This window comes from Nostoc sp. FACHB-892 (genome assembly GCF_014698795.1).
GTDB lineage: Bacteria > Cyanobacteriota > Cyanobacteriia > Cyanobacteriales > Nostocaceae > Nostoc.
In genome coordinates this window covers 1-8,508 of the sequence record NZ_JACJTR010000103.1, presented here as the reverse complement: position 1 = coordinate 8,508, position 8,508 = coordinate 1, and the positions used below count along the sequence as shown (strand labels likewise).

Annotated in this window: 5 protein-coding genes; all 5 read right to left on the bottom strand. The window is 45.3% G+C overall.

All coding sequences use genetic code 11. The features are described 5' to 3' along the window. Nucleotides 1-136 precede the first annotated feature (136 nt). Nucleotides 137-904, bottom strand: a complete 768-nt coding sequence (locus tag H6G96_RS39395; protein ID WP_190919928.1) for an NAD(P)H-dependent oxidoreductase — start codon at nt 902-904, stop codon at nt 137-139. Nucleotides 905-1,001: 97 nt separating this feature from the next. Further along, nucleotides 1,002-1,091, bottom strand: coding sequence for an AraC family transcriptional regulator (locus H6G96_RS42780; protein WP_322727620.1), 90 nt, complete (start codon nt 1,089-1,091; stop codon nt 1,002-1,004). A 114-nt stretch (nt 1,092-1,205) separates the two neighbouring features. Beyond that, nucleotides 1,206-1,763 (bottom strand): DsbA family protein, encoded by a 558-nt coding sequence (locus H6G96_RS39385; protein ID WP_190919927.1) that lies wholly within the window; start codon nt 1,761-1,763, stop codon nt 1,206-1,208. Nucleotides 1,764-1,981: 218 nt separating this feature from the next. Beyond that, entirely contained in the window at nt 1,982-2,611 is a 630-nt protein-coding gene (locus tag H6G96_RS39380) for a response regulator transcription factor (protein ID WP_190919926.1), read from the bottom strand. Beyond that, on the bottom strand, nt 2,608-8,508 hold a 5,901-nt coding region (locus H6G96_RS39375; RefSeq protein WP_190919925.1), incomplete at its 5' end, for a PAS domain S-box protein. The genes H6G96_RS39375 and H6G96_RS39380, both read right to left, overlap by 4 nt.

Sequence of the window (8,508 nt, the reverse complement as noted above, 5' to 3'; positions counted from 1 at the left end):
ATATGCCTTGCTATAAGTAAACCTAATTAATCATCACCTCCGGTTTCACATAGTTCAGCAAAAAATGTATCTCTGTTTACAAAATCTTGACGCTTATTCTCTTGGAAAAAACTTTGCGATTTACTGACTATCTCTGCTAGCGTTTATGCTCAGGATTTTTGAAGTCTGTCTTACAACCTGCATCCCAGACGTCAGGTTGGTTCCCGTGAGGAGGAATACCTCCATTATCTTTGAGTAGTCTGGCTATATGCATACAGTTCCAAGCTAAAAAGGTGGTATTGCGATTGGTAAATTCGTTCTCCGTCCCTCCAGACCCTGGATCTAAATAGGAAGGACCAGGGCCCACTTCGCCTAGCCAGCCTGCATCCGCTTGTGGAGGGATCGTATAGCCAATATGCGATAGGGAAAACAAAATATTCATAGCGCAATGTTTAACACCATCTTCATTCCCGGTAATGAGGGTTGCCCCAACCTTCCCATAATCTCTGTACTGACCTTTCTCATTCAAAAGATGAGTGTATCCATACATCCGCTCTAAAACTCGACTACAAACAGAACTTTTTTCACCCAGCCATACTGAAGTACACAGCACTAAAATGTCAGTTGCATCAATTTCTTTCTGGATCTGGGGCCATTCATCTGCCTGCCACTCGTTAGTTTGTGACATATCTAACCCTAGCCCAGCTGCTATCTCATAATCTACAGGTCGAATGACTTGAGTGGTTACCCCATTGGCCTCGAAGATAGCTTTGGCAATATTAATAACCCCTTGTGTATGGGATAACACTGGCGTTCTATTGAGTGTGCAGTTTAAAAAAAGAACTTTTAAATCACTATACTGTGCAGGGGCATTTTGGCACTGACGGTCCGTGATTGTTTTGAGCTGTTGTGAAGAAAATTTCATGGTTTCATCTGTGCAATGTTCTATATATCTGAAGTGTAGTGAGTGACAATGCTCAACTTCTTTCAGATTCTGACGACGGTTTGTCATTCTTATGGTGTTAGCGTACCTGTTTGGGTGTCATTCCAGTGAGGCGCTTAAACTGTTGGGTTAAGTGGCTTTGACTGGAGAAACCAACTTGTAGGGCAATGTCTGCGGTAAGCGAAGCTATCCCGAAGGGTTATCGCAAAATCCGTCTTCTTCAAGATTACTACTAGCACTAACAAACAAGTCAGATATGAATTGGGAGCAAAGATCGGGGAGCTTAATAACTTGCAGCAATCATGGCTGCCATCAGATCAGTCGTGTTCCAGTGCCCGGTATACTGAATTCCATTGATAAACAGGGCTGGGGTAGTCGTCACTCTACTCTCTATTCCGCTTTCGATATCTTCATTGATGCGATCGACATGCACTTGTTTAGACAACTCTTTGAGAAATTGAGGAATGACAAGCTCTAAATCATTGGCGTACTCGACAAGATAACCGTTCTCCAACCTTTGTTGATGGTCAAATAAAGTATCGCTCATTAACCGAAACTTTCCTTGGACGGCGGCGGCAACGGCTGCTTCGGCTGCCCGTTGAGCTTGGGGATGAATCTGTGCTTGCGGAAAATGACGGAAGATGAAGCATAAATAATCTTCTCCAAAACAAGTATTCAGCTCTCGTTTGATCGCTTTAATCATCTTGTAAACGTCTGCACTTCTGGAGCATTGATAGTCTCCATACATCACCAGCACTACCTTGGCACTCAACACACCTTGAATCCAATCTTGTGTTGAAGGTGGTACAAGTAAGGAACTGTGGCTACGATCGTCGTTCATCTTTCTACATCTGCATCAAGCATGGAATCGTGCAATTTACTTGCTCAATCCATTTGGATGACTGTTTGCATAAATTCAATATAGGCGATCGCCCTCAAGCTGTCGTCTATAGCAAGTTAAAACTTTTACAGTACAAATTGATAGAGCAACCATGCCATCGCAGAGTAGAAGGCTAGCTATAACTTAAGTTAGAATCCCAATTCTATCGAAAGTACATCCTATAAATTAACAATGCCGCGTTTAACGGCAACAATTACAGCTTGGGTGCGATCGCTGACATCTAACTTGTTCAAAATCCGATTGACATGAGATTTGACAGTGCCTTCACCGATACTTAAAGCAGTCGCAATATCGGCATTACTCATCCCCTGCGCCAGTGAGCCGAGTACTTCTAGTTCTCTTTCACTCAGTTCTGGATTGCTGAGGCGCTGTACCAACTTTCCTCCCACATCGGGCGGAATGTACTTCTGACCCCGGTGAACGGTACGAATAGCATTCAGAAGCTCGTCAGGTTCAGTTTCTTTCAACAGATATCCTTTTGCGCCTGCCTGCAATCCCCGATAAATATCTTCGTCACTATCATACGTGGTCAGTACAATAATCCGAGCAGATTTAGCAGTAGCACAAATTGCACTGATGGCGGCAACCCCCTCCACTTCAGGCATTCGCAGATCCATTAGCGTTACATCTGGTTGGTGTTCCCGAAATAAGGTGATCGCCTGTTCACCATTTTCGGCTTGGGCAATCACCTGCATCTCTGGGTCACGGTTAATGATCGTGGCTAATCCTTGCCGAAAAATGGCGTGATCATCTGCAATTAGAACCCGAATGGTCGTGGCTTGGCTCATCGTGATGCCTCTCGATCAACGGTGACAATAATTTCTGTTCCTTGTCCAGGTTGACTCCGAATTGTGAGTTGTGCGCCGATGCGCTCTGCCCGTTCGCTCATGCCTAGTAAGCCAAATCCCTCAGAGGACGGAATACTTCCAACCCCAAAGCCCTGCCCGTTGTCTTTCACGCGCAACAAAAACTGATCATGCTCGTAGATTAGCTCCACTCGAATTTCATCAGCATTGGCGTGTCGAATCGCATTGGTTAAGGCTTCCTGCCCCATCCGCAATAGATTACTCTCAACTTCAGCAGGTAGAGAATACGCTGCACCCTCAATCTCATAATATAAAGTGGTATCCATTGCGGCAGTTCTGATTTGAGCGATGAGACGATGTAGAGCGCTCTGTAAACTGCCCGACTCCAAAAGCTGAGGACGGAGCGCGACGACCGATCGCCGCGCTTCAGTCAGTCCAGTTCGCGCCAATTCTTTGATCAGATCTAGGTGTGCCCCAGTTGCTTCTACATCATCCGTTAGCACCTGGTTTGCCGCTCCTACCTGAGCCAGAATGCCTGTGAACGCCTGAGCGAGTGTGTCGTGAATTTCGCGTGCCATGCGGTTACGTTCTTCCACAATCGAGGTTGCTTCTGCTTGCTTTTGCAGCGTAATGTCTCGCGCCAACCAAATCACCTGTTCGTGCCGAATCGGGGCAATGCGAGCCGAAAACCAGACTTCTCGTCTAGCTATCCACTGGCATTCAATGTATTCAACGGTGAGTACTTGTTGGGTTTTCACCACCTGCTGAATATAATCCAGGAATTCATCAACTTGTTCCTTGGCATAGAGTTGATGCAGTGTTTTACCAATATATTTCTCCCTATACTCCTCCCTATACTCCTCTCCATAGGATGGATTTCCTGGGATTGCGTCGATCACTTGCCCTTCAGCATTGTAAACAAACAGCGGATCGGGAATGGCTGAGAAGAGCGCTCGCAGTTCTGATTCAGAGGCTTGCAGCGCGGCTTCTGCCTGTTTGCGATCGCTAATATCCGCAATCACCCCTTCAATGTAGTCATCGTCTGCATTCAGATAAGCAGAGAAAAGTCCCCAAAACACTGTCCCATCTCGTTTTCGCCCCTGTGCTTCATAGCTTCGCACTTCCCGATCCCGCTTCAGCACTTCAAGGAATTGTTGGCGATCGCTGGGATTTACATAGTAGTCTGTGGCGTGTTCAAGCCCAATCATCTCCTCTGATGAATCAAAGCCAAGCAGATTGGCATAGCATTGATTGGCATCGAGAAGTAATCCATCCGAGAGGCGGGTGCGGAAGATGCCAACCTGTGAGTTTTCAAAAATATTGCGGAACTTAGCTTCACTGCGTTGTAATGCCTCTTCTGCTTGTCTGCGCTGGGTGGTGTCATTGCCCACCGATAAGATTTCAACGACTTCTCCCTGGTCATTGAAGATGACTTGATTCGACCAGGCAATCCAAACCCGTCTACCGTCTCGACAAAGGTTTTCATTCTCGGTTTGCAAGTAAGCTTGAGGCAAGGAAGCTTCAAGATTGTGAAACAGATTGTGAACAAACTGCTTGAGATTACGTCCAGATGTTTCGGTTTCTGGAACGATTGTTTCCAGGAGGGTACGCCCTAAAATCTGATCTTCCTCATAGCCAAAAAAGCTCAGTCCATAGTCATTCATGTATCGAATTCGTCCTTGCCTATCCGTGCGAAGGATGATTGAATTCGCAGTTTGAATCAGGTTACGGTAATTGGCCTCACTCTGTCGTAACGCAGCAGTTCGTTCTGCAACCTGTTGCTCTAAAGTGCAGTTGTAGTCGGCTAGGAGTTTCTCGGCTTGTTTGCGCTCTGTAATGTCCTGAAAAGTAGCGATCGCATAAATGATATTGCCCTGTTGATCAAAAACTGGTGTTCCCCGTGCCTCAAGTAGAATTGAGACATGATCTCGACGAATTTCTATATCTTCAGTCCTGATGCGTTCGCCCCTTAATGCCCGCACAGCAGGCAAGCTCTCCGCTGGATAGATTTGATCCGTTCCCGCTACATAAAGCTGATAAGCCTCTGATATCTGCTCCGGTGCTATGGAAGTATCAGTTTCTTTGCCCAGGAGTTGATTGCCGCATTGGTTGGCATAGTAAGGGCAACCCGTCGCATCCACGATCGCAATTCCCACCGGAATCCCTTCAAGGAACTGGGTAATCTTGCTTTCCTTAGCCCGCAGTTCTGAGTAAAGGTTGGCATTTTCGATGGCGATCGCTGCTTGAGTCGATAATAGCTGCAAGACCTGCGATCGCTCTGGTGTAAATACTCCAGTTGCTAACCGATTTTCTAAATACAATACACCGACCAGCTTGGCTTGATTCAGCAGCGGCAAACAGAAAATAGATTGAGGCTGGTTCTGTTGAATGTATGGCTCATTAATAAAAGCACCTTCACGAGTCGCATCATTTAAGGTGACAGGCTTCAGAGTCCGAATCACATATTGAATGATTGATTCTGGCAATTGATCGGCAATTGGAATAGATTGTAACACCTGAGTCGCACAAGCATTCTCATCGGCATTGAGTTCACAAGCCGCTTCAATCGACCATTCTCCTGAGTTTTCTAAAATCAGATATCCGGTTTGTGCGCCAGCATTCTCAATTAAAGTTTGCATCAGTGATCGCAGCAATTGCTTCAGTTCAATTTCACGAGAAATCGCCTGTGAAGCTTTCATCACTGCTGCTAAGTCGAAAGCAGTATGGAAGGGATTAGTGATAGTTTCAGCAGTAATAGGAATTGATGTGGAAGCGGTTCTAGACGACTGAGGAAAGAACTGTGGATAGCGAGTTTCTAAGTCTTTAACTTTAGCGGTTGCGCCCCAGCGATCGTAGCAATAGTGCGCCTCTTTCATATAAGTTTGAGCAATTTTTGACCGACCTCGCGCCAGATAGTGTTTAGCCGCTAATTCATAAGCTAATGCTTCTTCCTGGATAAACTCATTTTCAGCAGCACCTGCGATCGCCCGTTCATAAAACTCTTCAGCCTCAAAGAGCTGCCCTAAGACTCGCGCTTTCTCTGCTTCGACTAAATAAAATTTATGGAGATAATTCATTGGGGCATGACTCGCCCATTTTTGCATCTTTTCTTGGTTGGTGTTAACAGAGTTTAGCCAAGCTGCTTTTTCAGAGTTTGAAGCCTCAAGCGATAGGTTCAAAAGCGCCAGAGAGTGATAGAAACAGAATATAGGTAGAACCGTTATTGCTGTCACCTCTTCAAAATGTTGCCTTGCCAAAATAGCAGTCTGTTCAGCTTGATGGTGTTCTTCAAATAGATAAAACAGTATAACTTTGTGCAGATATAGCATTTGAATTGCAGTTCCATCTTTAACTGCAATAGCGTGTGATAACGCCTCCTCTTCGTTATACACCCGACCAACTAAGCGACTGGGATTAAGAGACCTATCTAACAAATTAAGAATGGTCTGCCACACGATTACAATCCAAGTCGAGGGGCTTTCCCGTCTGATTCGATCAACCGCTTTGCTGTATGTTGCCGTTTTCTGTTCCAGTTGGATGAGTGACTCACCGACGAAAAACGAGTTGTAGCACACGTCATATGCAGCATAACCAGCGGTTTCAAAGTCTCCGGTTTCCACTCCTTCCTGATAAGCCTCAACCAGCAGTGGTATCGTCTCCTTAAGATGTACTTTCCATTGCATAACATTGCCACTAAATAACTGTAATGCTCTAACCTTGCCTTTTTTGGTATTCAATCGTTCTGCCAAGCTAAGAGCCAATTGACCAAATTTATAGCCGAGTTCAATGTCTTGAACAACTCCACATAGAACAAATCCGTAGGCAGCATAATACAGTGGTGACCAGATAGCATTACCGTAGTTGATTGATAAATTTACCGTTTTGCAAGTAATCAGCATGAATAGTGCTGGTGATACTATGAATGCAGCAGCCCCTATATTCGCTAGGATTGACATTGCTGCTAGCGGTTCTGGTGCAGTCATCTCTGGTAAATTAACCAAGTCTTCAATTTCTCGTTGGGCGAGTAGTGCAGCCGTTGACTCCAATCCGCCTCGAACATCTAACTCACTTGGATTTTCTGGTAAGATTACTCCCAGGAGCTTCAACACTTCCAAGCCAATTTTGAGTGCTTCTTTCAGGTTGCCCTGTGATAAATATCTTTGAATGCTGCTATCGTAAACTTGCACTTTGTCAACCACTGTTTTGGCACGAGCGAGTACCACTTCTACCAACTGTTCCATCTCATCAAAGCAACCCTGGAGATACGCCGCTTCTGCTGCTTCTGAGTACAGCGCTAAGGTGAGGTCATACTCAGTGAGCCAACTCTCTGAATTGAGGAGTTTAAGCCCTGTAGTGAAATACTTAAAAGCTGCTTCATAAGCCGTTGCTGCCTTTGCTTTCTGACCTGCCATTAAATTCAATCTGGCAATTTCAGTTCGTTCTGATCGAGCAGTGACTAGCTCAAGTCCTTGATTGAGATGATCGATGATTTCAAACAACCGATCAGATCGTTGCTCTGGTGAAGTTTTTTCGAGCAAATTGCGACCGATTTGGAGATGAACAACCTGTTTCTGCGACTCATCAATCAAAGCATAAGCCGCTTGCTGAACGCGATCGTGCAAAAACTTATACTCTTGAACCAACAAATCTTCGTCCAATTCAGACAGAGGTTGAATTAATCCAGCTTGTATTGCTACAAGTAGATCCTGAAAAATTGCTTTCGGTGATTTTTCGCAAACGATCGCCAATGTTTCTAAATCAAACTCAGACCCAACACAAGCAGCGATGCAGAGAACTTGCTGTGTTGCTGACGGTAATTTTTGCAACTGACGCAGCAGCAACTCCACCACATTATCGGTGATATCTTGAGCTTCAATCTCAGTTAAGTTCCACTGCCAACTCAACTGTTGGGCATCAAAGCTCAACAGGTTTTCGCTATGCAGCAGCTTCAAAAACTCACCAACAAAGAAAGGGTTGCCCTCGGTTTTACGTAACACGACTTGGGCTAAAGAACGAACAGTATCAGGATTGCGATGTAATGTCTCAGCCACCAGTTGAGTCAACGGCAAGAGCGTTAAGGGGGTCAGGGTAATTTCCTGAAGCGCTGCCCCCTGATTTCGCAAGCTCTCCAGCATCAAAATTAATGAATGCGTTGAAGACACTTCATGATCTCGATAGGCTCCGATCAAAAACAGGGATTGAGTTTGCTCGTCAAGCAATATGAGTTCAATTAACTTCAGCGTCGCAGAATCGATCCACTGTAGATCGTCTAAAAAGACGACCAGGGGATGCTCTTTTGCACAAAACGCCCGCACAAACCTTTGAAACGTGAGATTGAAGCGATTTTGAGCTTGAGTTGCACCAACTTCGGGTACGGGTGGCTGTTTGCCAATAATTAATTCAACTTCCGGAATGACATCAATGATGATTTGCCCATTGCTTCCTAAAGCTGAGAGCAGACGCGATCGCCACTGTTGCACTTGCTCATCCGGTTCCCCCAGAAGTTGCTGCACCAACTTTTGCAGGGCATCCACAATGGCGCTGTAGGGAATATTGCGCCGGAATTGGTCAAATTTACCAGAAATAAAATAACCACGGTTTGCTGTGATCGGCTTATAGAGTTCCTGCACTAATGCTGATTTGCCAATTCCCGCATAGCCAGAAACCAACATCATTTCGACAAGGAATTGAGGATTTTCTATGCCTGACTCTGGTCGCTGGGCTTCGCCAACATTCCCTCTTGGGGCTACTCTTTCAAACGCCGCCAATAATGCTGCAATCTCCGCTTCGCGTCCATACAGCTTTTGGGGAATCTGAAACTGATCCGAAACATCTTGCAGACCTAATTGAATATGAGCAATTTGACCTGTTGTTGTAAA

Coding starts and splice junctions, on each gene's coding strand:
- H6G96_RS39395 (WP_190919928.1), bottom strand. CDS start 904: ATGAAATTTTCTTCACAACAGCTCAAAACAATCACGGACCGTCAGTGC.
- H6G96_RS39385 (WP_190919927.1), bottom strand. CDS start 1,763: ATGAACGACGATCGTAGCCACAGTTCCTTACTTGTACCACCTTCAACA.
- H6G96_RS39380 (WP_190919926.1), bottom strand. CDS start 2,611: ATGAGCCAAGCCACGACCATTCGGGTTCTAATTGCAGATGATCACGCC.